A 14,220-nucleotide genomic window follows, 5' to 3' on the forward strand; every position below is an offset into this window, starting at 1 on the left:
CAGGACGACGGCGGCGATCCCGACGAGTGCTCCGAAGACCGGCCCGACCGGCCTCGCCATCGCCGCACTCGTCGTCGGCATCGTCGCGTTCCTCGTCGGCCTCGTGCCGGTCTTCGGAGCACTCGTCGGGATCGCCGCCGTCGTCCTGGGCATCCTCGCCCTCCGCCGCGGTCAGTCGAAGGCGATGTCGATCACCGGCGTCGTCCTCGGCGGTCTGGCCGTCCTCGCCTCGCTCCTGACGACGATCGGCTTCGGAGCCGCCGTGAACTCCGCCTCGAGCGACCGCCCGGCGGCCGTGATCGTCGAGTCGTCCGAGCCCACGACCGCTCCCGTCGTGCCGGCCACGGAGGAGGCGGAGGTCGTCGAGACGGCGGAGCCCGCACCCGTCGAGACGGCGGAGCCCGCACCCGTCGAGACGGTCGCCCCTGCCCCGGCGCCTGTCGAGACGGCGGCTGCTGCGCAGGTCTCGCCCGAGTTCGCCTCGGCACTCATCAAGGCGCAGAGCTACTCCGAGATGCTCCACATGAGCAAGGCGGGCCTGTACGGCCAGCTCACCTCCGAGTACGGGGAGCAGTTCTCGCCCGAGGCCGCGCAGTACGCGGTGGACACCGTCTCCGCCGACTGGAACGCCAACGCGCTGGCGAAGGCCAAGGACTACCAGGCCCAGATGGCGATGGCGCCGGAGGCCATCCGCGACCAGTTGACCAGCGAGTACGGGGAGCAGTTCACGAGCGACGAGGCCGACTACGCCATCGCGCACCTGAACGACTAGTCCCACTCGGACCGTCGCGGCACTGCGCGGCCACTGAGCAGGTCCTCCCGGAGCGCGCCGCCGTCCGTCGCCCACGACCCGGGCGACGGAGGGCGGCGGACCACCGGAGCCGGTTCAGGCCAGGACGGCGAGGGTGACGGGGAGCGCCTCGCTCCACCTGCCGGTCAGCCGCTCCTCGCCCTCGAGGAACGGCGGCGCGAGGACCCGCGCGAGGACGAGAGTCAGACCGTCGGCCGAGGTCGTGGTGGTCCGTGCGTCGCTGCGGACGAGCACCGTCGACGGCGGCCCGGACGCTCCGGCGCCTGATCCGCTGCCCTGCACCGTCGCGGTCGGCGGGCGGACGATGCGCTGCCCGTCCTCCTCGAAATGCTGCTCGACCTCCCGGGCGCCGGTGCGGATCGCCGTGGCGAAGGCGGCGATCGCGACGGGGTCGCCGGCACCGTCGTAGACCCAGCGACGACCGAGGACGGTGTGCTCGACGGTCGCGAGGAGATGCGCGTCACCGCCGGCGAGAGGCGAGCCGCGGTAGGTCAGCGGCACTTGGAGCGGCGGCTGCCCGGTCGACTGGACGATCAGCGTCTCCACTCCCACCTCGCCATCGGGGTCGTCGAACCGGTAGGCGCCGAGCTGCGTGAATCCGCCGCCCTCGCACCAGGGCTGCGTCGGCGCCCATGCCTCCACGATCTCGAGCTTCCCGGGGGTGATCGTCGCACGGTGCAGAAGGGCCATGCACCGAGAGTAGAGCCGGCCGATCCGTCCGGAGGAGTACCCGTCAGCGAGCGGCGCCCGCCGTCGCCGACTCGGGCAGGCTGCTCATCGGGAGCGTGTACTCGCCCTTCAGCGCCGAGATCCAGGCGGTGGTCGGGGCGACGGCGGCGAAGTTCGAGTTGAGCAGCGCCATCAGCGTGGTGTGCAGGGAGTGCGCGTCGATGGAGCCGGCGTCGTTCGAGATCGCGATCGCGCCCGTCGCGTCCGAGAGGACCTCGGCGCGGAGCCCGTGCGTCTCGGCCTCGGCGGCCGAGGCGAGGATGCAGTTGTTGGTCATGTAGCCGACGAGGGTGATCGTGTCGACGTCGTGCTCGCGGAGCCAGTCGAGCAGGTCGGTCCCCGCGAAGACCGTGCCGAACTGCTTCGTCACGTTCTTCCACGAGTCCGAGCGGCGCTTCTCGATTTCCGGGTGCAGCGCGAAGGACGGACCCGACGGGTCGAAGATCGGCGCTCCCTCGCCCGCGCTGTGCTGGACGACGGCGATCGGGAGGCCCGCCGCGGCGGCGGAGTCGAGGGCGGCGGCGATCCTCGGCAGCGACTGCGCGTGCGGCGGGTACTGGATCTCGAGCGGACCGCTGAAGTACTCCTGCTGCACGTCGACGAGGATCAGTGCGCGGCGCGGTGTGGTCATGAGGGGCTCCCATCGGTGGCGGACGTCCCCGATCCTCCCGCTCGGGGCTGGGAGCGGCGGTCAGCCACGCGGCCCGCGACCCGGTCGTGGGCGCAGGCCCACACCTCCTCGTGCTCGAGCGGAGTGAGGACGCCGGCGTCGAGCAGCCGGTCGGCCCGCCGCAGCACGGCCGCGATCGCCGCCTGCTCGGCGACGGCGGGGGAGTCGACGTCCGCGATCACGAGCCGGCGGGCGCAGGCGCGGCGGAGGCGGCGGGTCGAGCGGGCCGAGAGGAGCAGGAGCGACGCGGTCGGCAGGGCGAGCGCGGCCAGCAGGAGGAGCGGCAGCCGGTCGAGCGCGAGCGTCCCGACGGCGCCGGCGGCCGTCACGGCAACGACCAGCTGCGGACCGGCCGCGTGCAGGCGGAGGCGCCTCCGCTCCTCGACGGAGGTGCCGGGCGCGAAGACGACGAGCTCGCTCCGGACGACGCCGTACCGGCTCGCGCCGACGGTGTGGCGGCCCCAGCGGGGGCCGGCGTCGAGGAGGCGGAGGAGCAGGTGCACGAGCGCCATCGTCGGCCCGCGACGGCGGGTGCGAGGGGATCCTGACGGAACGCGGACGCGTACCGGGCCGATCCGCACGGTCCGCTCGCGCGACGCTCACGACCCCCTCACGGCGCGGGATCGCGCGTCGACGTCCCTCCCCAGCCGATTACCCGTGAGGAAAGCGTGAGGATCCGCTCATTCCGGGCGGGCGCGCTCCTCACGGCGAGTAGAAACATCCAGTGACCTCTTCCGTCGTCCGTGGCGACCCCGACGCCCTCGAACCCTCCCCTCTCTCCTCCGCGCGCGCGGGCGGGGTGAAGGCGTGGCTCCTCGAGGGCCTCCGCGACGACTCCGGAGCGCACCCCGGCCCCCACGCGGCCACCGGCAAGACGCACTCGTGGTGGCGCGTCATGTGCCTCACGGGCGTCGACTACTTCTCCACCCTCGGCTACCAGCCGGCGATCGCGGCGCTCGCCGCGGGCCTGGTCTCGCCGCTCGCGACGATCGTCCTGGTGGTGCTGACGCTCCTCGGCGCGCTCCCCGTCTACCGCCGCGTGGCCCGCGAGAGCTTCCGCGGCGAGGGGTCGATCGCGATGCTCGAGCGCCTGCTGCCCTGGTGGGGCGGCAAGCTCTTCGTGCTGGTGCTGCTGGGGTTCGCGGCCACCGACTTCATGATCACGATCACCCTCTCGGCGGCCGACGCGACGGCGCACGCGGTCGAGAACCCGTTCGCCCCCGCATGGTTCCACGGGGCGGAGGTGCCGCTCACGCTGGGGCTGATCGCCCTGCTGGGGATCGTGTTCCTCCGCGGGTTCCGCGAGGCCATCTCGATCGCGGTCGTGCTCGTGGCCGTGTTCCTCCTGCTCAACGCGATCGTGATCGCCGTGGCGATCGGGCACGTGGCCGAGAACCCCGTCGTCATCGGCGACTGGTGGTCGGCGCTCACGACCCAGCACGGGAATCCGCTGGTCATGGTCGGCATCGCGCTCATCGTGTTCCCCAAGCTCGCGCTCGGGCTCTCCGGCTTCGAGACCGGGGTCGCTGTCATGCCGCAGATCCGCGGCGACGCGGGCGACACCGAGGACGCCCCCGTCGGCCGCATCCGCGGGGCGAAGCGGCTGCTCATCACCGCCGCCGTCACGATGTCGGCGTTCCTCATCACCTCGAGCTTCGTCACCACGCTGCTCATCCCGCAGGCGCAGTTCCAGCCGGGCGGCGAGGCCAACGGCCGCGCGCTGGCCTACCTCGCGCACGAGTACCTCGGCGAGGGCTTCGGCACGGTCTACGACATCGCGACGATCTGCATCCTCTGGTTCGCGGGCGCCTCCGCGCTGGCCGGCCTGCTCAACATCGTCCCGCGCTACCTGCCCCGCTACGGCATGGCTCCGCAGTGGGCCGGCGCCGTGCGTCCGCTCGTGCTGGTCTTCACCGTCGTCGCCTTCGTCATCACGATCCTCTTCCGCGCCGATGTCGACGCGCAGGGCGGCGCCTACGCGACCGGCGTGCTGGTGCTGATCACTTCCGCGTCCGTCGCGGTGTTCCTCTCGGCGAAGCGCAGGAAGCAGCGCAAGCGCGCCGTGGGCTTCGCGGTCATCGCGCTGGTCTTCGTCTACACGACGGTCGTGAACGTGGTCGAGAGGCCCGACGGCGTGCGGATCGCGGCGGTCTTCATCGTCGGCATCCTCTCGGTCTCGCTCGTCTCGCGGGTGCACCGCTCGTTCCAGCTACGCGCCACCTCCGTGGTGTTCGACGCCGCCGCGATCGACTTCCTCACCACGGACGCCGACGACTACGGCGTGATCCGCATCCTCGCGAACGAGCCCGACGACGGCTCCGAGGCGGAGTACCGGGACAAGCTGGCGGAGGAGCAGCGCGACAGCAATCTGCCGATGCGCGGCCCGGTGCTCTTCCTCGAGGTGCACACCACCGACTCCTCCGACTTCGAGGAGGACCTGGTCGTGCAGGGCCGCGTCTGCCACGGCTTCCGCGTGCTGACGGTGACCAGCGGCAACATCCCGAACACCATCGCCACGGTGCTGCTCGAGATCCGCGACCTCACCGGCGTGATCCCGGACGTCTACTTCGAGTGGACCGAGGGCGGCCCCATCTCGAACATGTTCCGCTTCCTCATCACCGGCACCGGCGAGGTCGCCCCCGTCACCCGCGAGGTCCTCCGCCGCGCGGAGTCCCGCCGCGACCGCCGGCCGGGCGTGCACGTGGGCTGACGCCTGCTGCGCGGCGGGGGCGTGGCGGCGCCGAGGTGCCGCTGCTGCTGCTGCAGGATGCCGCCGAGACGCCGCTCCTGCTGCGGGGTTGCGCCGAGACGCCGCTCCATCGGCGACACGCCGCGGCAGGAGCGGTGCGTCGGCGGAGGAGGTGGCGTCCCGGCGCGCGGCGGCCCCGTAGCGTGGGCGCGGGCGCCCGTCGGGGCGCCGACACCGACGAACGGACGACGATGACCCTCGAGGACCAGCGCGCGCACATCCTGACCGGCGCCGTGTACGACGACATGACCCCCGAGCTCGTCGCCGCGCGCGAGCGGGCGGTCCTCGCCTCGAACGCGTACAACGCGAGCTTCGGGCGCCCATCGGTCGAGCGGGAGGCTCTGCTCCGCGAGCTCGTCGCCTCGGTGGGCGCGGACACGCACCTCGAGCCGACGTTCCGCTGCGAGTTCGGGTTCAACATCACGATCGGCGACCGCTTCTACGCGAACTTCGACTGCATCCTGCTCGACGGCGCCCCCATCACGATCGGCGACGACGTGCTGTTCGGCCCGCGCGTCTCGATCTACACGTCGAATCACGCCCTCGACCCGGCCGAGCGCGCCGCCGGTGCCTGCACCGCGAAGCCGGTCGTCGTCGGCGACGGCGTCTGGATAGGCGGCGGCGTCACGATCAACCAGGGCGTCACCATCGGCGACGGGGCCGTGATCGGCTCGGGCAGCGTCGTCACCCGCGACGTCCCCCCGCTCACCATCGCCGCCGGCGTCCCCGCCCGCGTCCTCCGCTCGATCACCCCCGACGACCGGACCGGCTACCGTCCGGCTCACTGACGCCGACTCCGAGTCGCCGGCCCACTGACATCGGCTCCGAGACGCCGCTCCCGGGCGGCGCTCGGCCGGCGGGCGGCGATCCGGCCTCAGGACTTCACGGTCGACAGGGGCTCGGTGATGCTCTCGAGGCTGCGGCGCTCGGCGTCGACGCCGAAGATCAGGGCGATCACGCCGCCGAGGATCATCACGGCGGCGCCGACGAAGTAGCCGATCGTCAGCGGACCGCGGTCGCTGCCGTCGCCGATCAGGGCGCCGTAGAGGGCGGGGGCGACCGCTCCGGCGATCTGCCCGAGGGTGAAGAAGTACGAGATCGCCTGGCTGCGCAGCTCGAGCGGGAAGATCTCGCTCACGGTGAGGTAGGCGCTCGAGGCTCCGGCGGAGGCGAAGAAGAACGACACGCACCAGAGGATCGTCTGCGTCGTCGCGGTCAGGACGTCCATGCTGAAGAGGACCGCCGACACGGCCAGGACCGCTCCCGAGACGCCGTAGGTGAGGAAGATCATCTTCCGCCGGCCCCACACGTCGAACAGGTGGCCGAGCACCAGCGGCCCGACGAGGTTGCCGATCGCGAACGGGAAGAAGAAGTACGAGATCGCGCTCTGCTCGACTCCGTAGAAGTTTTCGAGCACCAGCGCGTAGGTGAAGAAGATCGCGTTGTAGAGGAACGACTGGGTGATCATCATCGTCGCGCCCACCAGCGTCCGCTTGGGGTACTGCCGCAGCAGCACCCGGGCGATGGTGCGGAACGGGATGCTCTCCGTCGCCTTCACGGTGATCGCCTTCGCGTCGTCGACAGGCTCGAGCACGCCGCCCTCGGCCTCCACCCGGCGCTCGATCTCGTCGACGGTGCGCTCCGCCTCCTCCTCGCGGCCGTGCGTCATCAGCCAGCGGGGGCTCTCGGGGATGTGGCGGCGGAGGTAGATGATCGCCAGTCCGAGGATCGGGCCGAGGAAGAAGCCGAGGCGCCAGCCGACGTTCTCGGCGAAGAGCGCGTCGTTCAGGAAGAACAGGTTGGCCGCGGAGCCCAGAGCCGCGCCGCCCCAGTAGGTGCCGTTGATCGCGATGTCGACGCGGCCGCGGTACTTGGAGGGGATGAGCTCGTCGATCGCGGAGTTGATCGCCGCGTACTCGCCGCCGATCCCCATGCCCGCGAAGAAGCGGAACACGGCGAGGAAGACGTAGTTCGGCGCGAGTCCCGCCAGGCCGCTGGCGACCAGGTAGATGACGAGCGTCAGGATGAACAGCTTGCGCCGCCCGAGCTTGTCGCTCAGTCGCCCGAAGATCAGGGCGCCCGCGATCTGCCCGCACAGGTAGATCGTGCCGAGCAGGCCGACCTCGAAGGCCGAGAGCCCGAACTCCTTCGCGAAGCCGGCGGAGGCGACGATCTGGATCTCGAGTCCGTCCAGCACCCACGAGAAGCCGAGGCCGACGACGATCGACCAGTGGAAGCGGGTCCAGGGGAGCCTGTCGATGCGGGCGGGCACGAGGCTCCGGACCGGGCCGCGCGGACTGGTGGATGTCGACATGGCGAGCGCCTTCCTGTCGCCCCGGCGTCGTTGCGGAGGAACGCTGTCCCGAGCGCGGCGAGACGACACTAGACCCGCGGGCGGCTCCATATCGCCGGGCTATTCACCCCTTGTCACGGACCGCCGAGCGGGTGTATCCCGGGGACCGGTGCCCACCCGGAGGCGGAGCGAGGCGCGGTGGAGGCGAGCCCGGATCCGTCCCGCGGGGCCTGACACCGCCCGCCTCCTCGGCCTAGCGTGGAGGCATGATCGACGCGACGCCCGCGGGCACCCCCACCTACGTCCTCAGCGAGGGGCCCGTCTGGGATCCGGACACCGCCCGCCTCACCTGGGTCGACATCGAGGCCGGCGCGGTCCTGTCCGCCCCCGTCACCGCGGAGGGGATCGGAGCGATCTCGCGCACCGACGTCGGCGAGCAGGTCGGCGCCGCGCTGCCCCTGGGCGACGGGCGGACGCTCGTCGCGCTGACCCGGCGGCTCGCGATCCTGGAGGTCGACGGCTCCCTCACGCGCGGCTCCGAGCTGCTGCCGGAGGGGCACCGCTTCAACGACGGCACGATCGACCCGCAGGGGCGCCTCCTGGTCGGCTCGCTGACCCTCGGCGAGTCGGCGGGCGACGACGTCCTGCTGCGCATCGAGCACGACGGATCCGTCACCGTGCTCGACGACGACCTGCGGCTCTCGAACGGACTCGGCTTCTCGCCGGACGGCTCCGTGCTGTACTCGGCCGACACCGAGTCGGGCGTGATCCACCGCCGCTCCTACGCGGACGGCGAGCACGGCCCGCGCGAGTACTTCGTCGAGCTCGAGGAGGGCGTGTTCGCCGACGGGCTGACCGTGGACGCCGACGGCCGCGTGTGGGTCGCGGTCTGGGGCGGGAGCGGCGTCCGGGTGTTCGAGGCCGACGGCAGCCCGGTCGAGGGCGAGGGCATCAGGATCGACGCCCCGCACTCCTCCAGCATCGCCTTCGCGGGCGAGGACCTGGACATCGCGGTCGTCACCTCCGCCTCGCGCGACCTCTCGGCGGACGAGCGGGCGCGTCATCCGCACGCCGGCGGACTGTGGATCGCGCAGCCCGGAGCCCGCGGCCGCGCCGCCACGCGCTGGGTGGAGGGCCCTCTGCCCTAGGCGCGGCCGGTCGCCCGTCAGACGGCGGGCGCCGTCGGCGGGCTCGGCTCCGATGCGGGCTGCGGCACGAGGGTCAGCCGCGAGATGCGGTAGCGGTCCGTCTCGGCCACGCGGAGCAGGTGGTCGCCGACGAGGACGGAGTCGCCCACGACGGCCACGCGGCCGATCCGGTCGAGGACGAACCCGCCGACCGTCTCGTACGGGCCCTCGGGCAGCTCGATGCCCAGCTGCTCCGCCAGGTCCTCGAGGATCATCCCGCCGTCGACGTCGTGCAGCTGCTCGGCCGCCTTCGCGTCGACCGCCTGGCGGGCGCCGTCGTACTCGTCGTAGATCTCGCCGACGAGCTCCTCGAGCAGGTCCTCCAGCGTGATGATGCCGTCCGTTCCCCCGTACTCGTCGATGACGACGGCGATCTGGTGGCCGTCCTGGCGCATGGTGCGCAGGGCCGCGAGCACCTTCGTCGTGCCGGGGACCGCGAGGATCGGGCGGGTGATGTCGGCGACGCTGCTCGCGGTGCCGGCGCGACCCGCCTCCGGGAACGCGGACATCAGGTCGCGCACGTGGACGAAGCCGAGCACGTCGTCGAAGTCGTCGCCGACCACCGGGTAGCGCGAGTGCGGCTGGTCGAGGACCGCCGCGTAGCCCTCGGCCACGCTGAGCGCGCCGCGGAGGAAGTCGACGTCCGGCCGCGGGCGCATCACCTCGGCGACGCGGCGGTCGTCCGCGCGGAAGATGTCGGTGAGCAGCCGGCGGCTGTCCTCGTGGATCTCGGTGTTGCTGGAGATCATGTCGCGCACCTCGTCGGCCGAGACGCTCTCGCCCTTCTCGCGCGGGTCGGCGCCGAGGAGGCGGACGACGGCGTCGGTCGAGACGGACAGCAGCCAGATCACGGGGCGCATCAGGCGCGCGAGGGCGTTGAGCGGGGGCGCGAGGGCCTTGGTGAACGCGACGGACTTCTGCATCGCCAGGCGCTTGGGGACCAGCTCGCCCAGCACCAGGGAGAGGTACGCGATGACGAGGGTCATCAGGATCAGGGCGACGGTCGAGGCGGCGGAGGCCGAGAGGCCGAGCGACTGCAGCGGCGGCACGAGGTCGGGCGCGATGGTCGAGGCGCCGTACGCCGAGGAGAAGAAGCCGGCGAGCGTGACGCCGATCTGGACCGCGGAGAGGAACGTGTTGGGGTTGCGGACGAGCTCGGCGATGCGCCGGCCGCGCTCGCTGCCGGCCTCGATCGCGCGGACCTGGCTCTCGCGGAGGCTGACGATGGCCATCTCGGTGCCCGCGAAGACGCCTCCGAGGAGGACGAACAGCACGACGAGGCCGATGTTGAGGAGGGTGTCGAGATCCACGCCGACCAGAGTAGGGATGCCGGCCGTGAGAACGCCTCGTGGACTCTCAGGGAGCGGGGGCGAGCGGGACGACGCCCCCGCCCGCCCGCCCGCTCAGGACGCGTCGGCCGGGCGCACGCCGATCGTGAGGATGAGGTTCGCGTAGATGCGGCGGTCGCCCGAGGCGATGGTGAGCGCGACGTCGGGCGTGCGCGCCTCGGCGTAGAAGGCGTGCCGCTCGAGCGAGGTGAAGGGGACGCCGTCGAGGGACCGGCGGAAGGCGTCCTGCGCGGGGACGTCGATCCCGGGCGCGGGGGTCATGACCGCCGCCTCCTCGACGACGATCGCCGAGAGCAGGGCGTCGAGGATCTCGTCGACGGTCAGCATGTCGGGCCGGAGGTTCAGGTGCACCAGCGCGGAGTTCGGTCCGAGCGTGGTGCCGACGGGGTAGTTGCCGTCGGCGATGAGGACGCGGGAGCCGTGGCCCGCGCGGGCGAGCGCGTGCAGGATCTCGGGGTGGAGGAGGGTCGTGGTCAGCAAGAGGAGCTCCTAGAGGTCGTGGAGGTGGGCGACGGACGAGCCGGCGAGCAGGCGGCCGGGGAGCCTCCGCTCCTGGGGACCGGGCTGCTCCGCCCCGGAGCTGAGGCGGAGGCGGACGAGGGCGGCGGCCTCGGCGGCGATCGCCTCCGTCGGCTGGGCGATCGTGGTCAGGTGCGGGCGGACCACGCGGGCCAGCTCGACGTTGTCGAAGCCGACGACGGAGAGGTCCGTCGGCACGCGCAGTCCGGAGTCGCCGAGGGCGATCAGGGCGCCGACCGTCAGCTCGCGGTTGCTCGCGAACAGGGCGGTCGGCCGGGGGCTCAGGGCGAGGATCCGCTCGACGGCGGCGACTCCGCTCTCGACCGTCAGCGGGCCGCGCACCACGGCGTCGGCGGCGGGGTGGACGCCGCGCTCGGCCAGGGCGGCGAGGAAGCCGGCGGTCCGCTCCCGGGTGGAGGACACTCCGTCCTCCCCGCCGAGCACCGCGATCGAGCGGTGGCCGTGGTCGAGGAGGTGGCGGGCGGCGGAGGCGCCGGCGCCCGCGTTGTCGAGCGCGACGCGATCGGTGACCAGTGCGTCGTCGATCCAGTCGACGGCCACCACGGGGGTGCCCTGCTCGGAGGCGCGGCGCAGCGCGTCGACGTCGCCCGCGGACGGCACCGCCACGATCCCGTCGACCATCTTCTCGAGCAGCAGGTCGACCGCGGCTCCCGGCTCGGGGCGGCTCACACCGACCAGCACGCCGATGCCCTCTCCGCGCAGGGCCCGCTCGAGGCCCGCGATGATCGAGAGGTGGAACTCGTTGTCGAGGGCGGGCAGCAGCACTCCGACCGTGCGGGAGCGCCGCGAGCGCAGGCCTCGAGCGAAGCCGTTGACCCGGAAGCCGACCTCGGCGGCCGCCGCCTCGATCGCGGCCCGGTTCTCGGGGCGCACGGGGAGCCCGTTGTAGTGCTTCGAGATGGTCGAGAGCGAGAGGCCGGTCAGCCGCTGCAGGTCCTTGTAGGTGGCCACGTCACAGGGTGGCGCGGGGCGAGCCGTAGCCGCTCCAGCCCGGGATCGTGCCGTCGGCGTCCCACAGGTCGAGCCAGCCGGTGCTGCCGGGCCAGAGGAAGACCTGGCCCTTGATCAGCCGGTTGTTGCGCTCGGCGCCGCGCAGCGCCTCCTGCTCCTCGGCCGTGAGCACCAGGGAGGCGGCGGCCAGGTTCGCCTCGATCTGCTCCGGCTTCACTGCGAACGGGATCGGGATCTGGCCGCGGTTCACCGCCCAGGCGAGGCACACGACGGCCGGATGCACGCCCCGCTCCTCGGCGATCGCCCGGACCGCGGGGTGCTCGATGTCGACGATGTCGCCCTCCACCCGGTCGCGCTCGGGCCGCGACGGCGAGCCCAGCGGCGAGTAGCCGATCGGCTGGATGCGGTGGTCGAGGCAGAAGCGGAACAGCTCCGGCTGCTGGAAGCAGGGGTGCAGCTCCATCTCGTTCAGCTGCGGGGCGATGCGGACGTCGGCGAGGATCCGCTCGAGCTTGGGGATGGTGACGTTGGAGGTGCCGAGGTGCCGGACGAGGCCCCGGTCGACCAGGCTCTCGAGCGCGCGCCAGGTCTCGAGGAACGCCTCGTGGACGTACGGGCGGGCGTGCGGATCGCGTGCGTCGGTCTCGGCGTGCGGCGGGTGGTGGTTGGGGAAGGGCCAGTGCACGAAGACGGCGTCGAGCACGTCGAGGCCGAGGTCGGCGAGCGAGCGCTCGACGGAGGCGACGGCCGCCGCGGGCTCGTGCGCGTCGTTCCAGATCTTCGACATGACGAAGAGCTCGTCGCGGTCGACTCCGGAGTCGGCGATCGCCCGGCCGACGCGCGGCTCGTTGCCGTAGACGGTGGCGCAGTCGAGGAGGCGGAAGCCGGCGCGGAGGGAGTGCTCGACCGCGAGGCCGACGGTCTCGGCGTCGTAGCGGTCGGAGCCGAACGTCCCGGCGCCGATCGCGGGGATGCGGCTGCCGCTCGCGAGGACGCGGTGGCTCGGCGGAGTGGGGGCCATGCGGATCCTCCTGGTGCGGCGGCGGGGGCGAAACGTTGCGATTCACGGTAGGCGGGGGAGGATGGTGGCGTCAACGATGCTGTGGACTGGTGTGCGTAACGTTTCGTGCGGTGGGTGCTTTCGTCCTCCGTTCCTGCCCCGCCTCCCTCGAGAGTCCAGTAGTCGTCGCACTCGAGGTCGACTGCGACGACTCCTGGACTGTCGAGAAGAGCCCCGCCCCTCCGCTCAGACCAGCCGGCGCGACTCCTCCGTGACCACGCGGAACCAGCGCGCGCCGTAGCCGTCGAGGGGCACCGACACGGCGCCGTCCTCGCCGAGCGGGAGCGACTCGCCGCCGAGGGAGTCGACCAGCCGCGCCCCGGCGGGGGTGTCGGGGAGCGTCAGGTGCGCCGTGCGCGGGTTCGACGCCAGATTGTGCACCGCGACGGTCGTGCCGGTCGACGCGGACATCCGGTGCGCGAGCACGCTCGGCTCGTCGCAGGGGAGGTGCGTGTACTCGCCCCAGCCGATCTCCGGCGACCGCCGGTACAGCCAGGCGAGGCCCTTCACGTGGGCCAGGAGGGAGTCCGGATCCTGGAGCTGCGCGGCCGCGTTCACGTGCTCGGGTCCGAAGCCGCCGCCGGGAGGGGCGGCGATCAGGTCGGAGGCGTCGGCACGCGAGAACCCGCCGTTGGCGGCGCTGCTCCACTGCATCGGGGTCCGCACCGCGCTCCGACCCGGGATGTCGGCGTTCTCGCCCATCCCGATCTCCTCGCCGTAGTAGAGCACCGGGGTCCCGGGCAGCGAGAAGACGAGGCTGTGGACCAGGCGGACGCGGCGCGGGTCGCCGTCGACCATCGGCGGGAGGCGGCGGACGATGCCGCGCCCGTGGATCCGCTGCGACTGCTCCGGAGCGAACGCCGCGAAGACCTCGTCGCGCTCGTCGTCGCTCAGCTGGTCGAGGGTGAGCTCGTCGTGGTTGCGCGCGAAGTTCGCCCACTGGCTGCCGACGGAGATCTCGGGGCGGCTCGCGAGCGCCTCGACGAGCGGCGCCGCCTCCTCCCGGGCCAGCGCGAGGTAGAGGCGCTGGTTGCCGATGAAGTCGAACTGCATCGACAGCTCGTCCGCGTCCTCGCCGCCGAAGAAGCCGAGCTGCTCCTCGCGGGTCACGTTGACCTCGCCCAGCAGCATCGCCTCGCCGGAGCGCCGCGAGACGAAGCGGCGCAGCAGGCGCAGCCACTCGTGCTCGTCGCGGGCGCCGGGCTCGATCAGGTACGGCACCGCGTCGACCCGGAAGCCGTCGACGCCCAGCTGCAGCCAGAACCCGATGAGCTTCGCGATCTCGTCGCGCACGGCCGGGTTCTCGGTGTTGAGGTCGGGCTGGTGCCGGTAGAAGTGGTGCAGGTAGTACTGGCCCGCCTCCTCGTCACGGAACCAGACGCCGTCCTCCGCGTCCGGGAACACGTTCGCGGGCTGATCGGCGGGCGGCTCGTCGCGCCAGACGTAGTAGTCGCGGTACGGGCTGTCGGGGGAGGAGCGGGCGGCCTGGAACCAGGGGTGCTGGTCCGAGGTGTGGTTGACGACGAGGTCGACGATCACCCGCATCCCGCGGTCGTGGGCGGTCCGGATCACCTCGACGACGTCGCCGTGGTGCCCGAAGCGCTCGTCCACTCCGTAGAAGTCGCTGATGTCGTAGCCGTTGTCGCGGCCGGGGGACCGGTAGAACGGCGCGAGCCAGAGGCAGCTGACGCCGAGCTCGGCCAGGTAGTCGATCCGGTGGACGAGGCCCTCGAGGTCGCCGACGCCGTCGTCGTCCCAGTCCATGAACGTCTTCACGTCGAGGTTGTAGAAGACGGCGGTGCGCCACCACAGGTCGCTGGTGTCGGTGACCCTCATGCGCGGGGCTCCGGGCGGGAGGAGGCGGAGGGTGCGGGGGAGAGG

The 14,220-nt window shown here is 72.4% G+C and carries 13 protein-coding genes; 4 read left to right on the top strand and 9 right to left on the bottom strand.

Annotated elements, in window-relative coordinates; all coding sequences use genetic code 11:
• A partial coding sequence (locus C5C49_RS16295; protein ID WP_308471231.1) for an Ltp family lipoprotein occupies window positions 1-772 on the top strand: 772 nt, incomplete at its 5' end.
• A 114-nt stretch (window positions 773-886) separates the two neighbouring features.
• Here the strand turns inward: C5C49_RS16295 and C5C49_RS16300 are convergent.
• From C5C49_RS16300 to C5C49_RS16310, 3 genes are read right to left on the bottom strand one after another with little or no spacing between them, the layout of a single operon-like run.
• The gene (locus C5C49_RS16300; RefSeq protein ID WP_104227321.1) at window positions 887-1,501 is read right to left on the bottom strand and encodes a hypothetical protein; all 615 of its coding nucleotides are present in this window, start codon (window positions 1,499-1,501) and stop codon (window positions 887-889) included.
• Window positions 1,502-1,544: 43 nt separating this feature from the next.
• On the bottom strand, window positions 1,545-2,171 hold the full coding sequence (locus C5C49_RS16305; RefSeq protein ID WP_104346592.1) for an isochorismatase family protein: 627 nt from the start codon (window positions 2,169-2,171) through the stop codon (window positions 1,545-1,547).
• Window positions 2,168-2,713, bottom strand: a complete 546-nt coding sequence (locus C5C49_RS16310; RefSeq protein ID WP_146084911.1) for a DUF6611 family protein — start codon at window positions 2,711-2,713, stop codon at window positions 2,168-2,170. The genes C5C49_RS16305 and C5C49_RS16310 overlap by 4 nt, the downstream gene beginning before the upstream one ends.
• A gap of 221 nt (window positions 2,714-2,934) precedes the next feature.
• Here C5C49_RS16310 and C5C49_RS16315 point away from each other — a divergent pair, with 221 nt between their 5' ends.
• Together C5C49_RS16315 and C5C49_RS16320 are read left to right on the top strand one after the other, a co-directional pair.
• On the top strand, window positions 2,935-4,920 hold the full coding sequence (locus C5C49_RS16315; protein ID WP_374953855.1) for an amino acid permease: 1,986 nt from the start codon (window positions 2,935-2,937) through the stop codon (window positions 4,918-4,920).
• A gap of 230 nt (window positions 4,921-5,150) precedes the next feature.
• Window positions 5,151-5,747: a sugar O-acetyltransferase gene (locus tag C5C49_RS16320; RefSeq protein ID WP_104346598.1), complete on the top strand. Its 597-nt coding sequence runs from the start codon at window positions 5,151-5,153 to the stop codon at window positions 5,745-5,747.
• An 86-nt stretch (window positions 5,748-5,833) separates the two neighbouring features.
• On the opposite strand, the gene C5C49_RS16325 is transcribed toward C5C49_RS16320, so the two are convergent.
• Entirely contained in the window at window positions 5,834-7,273 is a 1,440-nt protein-coding gene (locus C5C49_RS16325) for an MFS transporter (RefSeq protein WP_104225083.1), read from the bottom strand.
• A 245-nt stretch (window positions 7,274-7,518) separates the two neighbouring features.
• Here C5C49_RS16325 and C5C49_RS16330 point away from each other — a divergent pair, with 245 nt between their 5' ends.
• The gene (locus C5C49_RS16330) at window positions 7,519-8,400 is read left to right on the top strand and encodes an SMP-30/gluconolactonase/LRE family protein (protein WP_104346594.1); all 882 of its coding nucleotides are present in this window, start codon (window positions 7,519-7,521) and stop codon (window positions 8,398-8,400) included.
• Window positions 8,401-8,417: 17 nt separating this feature from the next.
• Here C5C49_RS16330 and C5C49_RS16335 read toward each other — a convergent pair whose 3' ends face one another.
• From C5C49_RS16335 to C5C49_RS16355, 5 genes are all read right to left on the bottom strand, one after another.
• Window positions 8,418-9,749, bottom strand: a complete 1,332-nt coding sequence (locus tag C5C49_RS16335; protein WP_104233863.1) for a hemolysin family protein — start codon at window positions 9,747-9,749, stop codon at window positions 8,418-8,420.
• A gap of 93 nt (window positions 9,750-9,842) precedes the next feature.
• Window positions 9,843-10,268, bottom strand: a complete 426-nt coding sequence (locus C5C49_RS16340) for an RbsD/FucU family protein (RefSeq protein WP_104346595.1) — start codon at window positions 10,266-10,268, stop codon at window positions 9,843-9,845.
• Window positions 10,269-10,277: 9 nt separating this feature from the next.
• Window positions 10,278-11,279: a LacI family DNA-binding transcriptional regulator gene (locus tag C5C49_RS16345; RefSeq protein WP_104346596.1), complete on the bottom strand. Its 1,002-nt coding sequence runs from the start codon at window positions 11,277-11,279 to the stop codon at window positions 10,278-10,280.
• Window position 11,280: 1 nt separating this feature from the next.
• A complete protein-coding gene (locus tag C5C49_RS16350) occupies window positions 11,281-12,300 on the bottom strand; it encodes an aldo/keto reductase (RefSeq protein WP_104261686.1) in 1,020 nt (339 codons plus the stop codon).
• A 225-nt stretch (window positions 12,301-12,525) separates the two neighbouring features.
• Window positions 12,526-14,175, bottom strand: coding sequence for an alpha-amylase family protein (locus C5C49_RS16355; protein ID WP_104329829.1), 1,650 nt, complete (start codon window positions 14,173-14,175; stop codon window positions 12,526-12,528).
• Window positions 14,176-14,220: the final 45 nt, after the last annotated feature.

Source organism: Rathayibacter sp. AY1E2 (genome assembly GCF_002932325.1).
In the GTDB taxonomy this organism is placed as follows: Bacteria; Actinomycetota; Actinomycetes; order Actinomycetales; family Microbacteriaceae; genus Rathayibacter.

What these genes read in the sequence shown, in the direction of transcription:
- C5C49_RS16320 (WP_104346598.1), top strand. Translation starts at nt 5,151, where the DNA reads ATGACCCTCGAGGACCAGCGCGCGCACATCCTGACCGGCGCCGTGTAC.
- C5C49_RS16305 (WP_104346592.1), bottom strand. Translation starts at nt 2,171, where the DNA reads ATGACCACACCGCGCCGCGCACTGATCCTCGTCGACGTGCAGCAGGAG.
- C5C49_RS16350 (WP_104261686.1), bottom strand. Translation starts at nt 12,300, where the DNA reads ATGGCCCCCACTCCGCCGAGCCACCGCGTCCTCGCGAGCGGCAGCCGC.
- C5C49_RS16330 (WP_104346594.1), top strand. Translation starts at nt 7,519, where the DNA reads ATGATCGACGCGACGCCCGCGGGCACCCCCACCTACGTCCTCAGCGAG.
- C5C49_RS16355 (WP_104329829.1), bottom strand. Translation starts at nt 14,175, where the DNA reads ATGAGGGTCACCGACACCAGCGACCTGTGGTGGCGCACCGCCGTCTTC.
- C5C49_RS16300 (WP_104227321.1), bottom strand. Translation starts at nt 1,501, where the DNA reads ATGGCCCTTCTGCACCGTGCGACGATCACCCCCGGGAAGCTCGAGATC.
- C5C49_RS16325 (WP_104225083.1), bottom strand. Translation starts at nt 7,273, where the DNA reads ATGTCGACATCCACCAGTCCGCGCGGCCCGGTCCGGAGCCTCGTGCCC.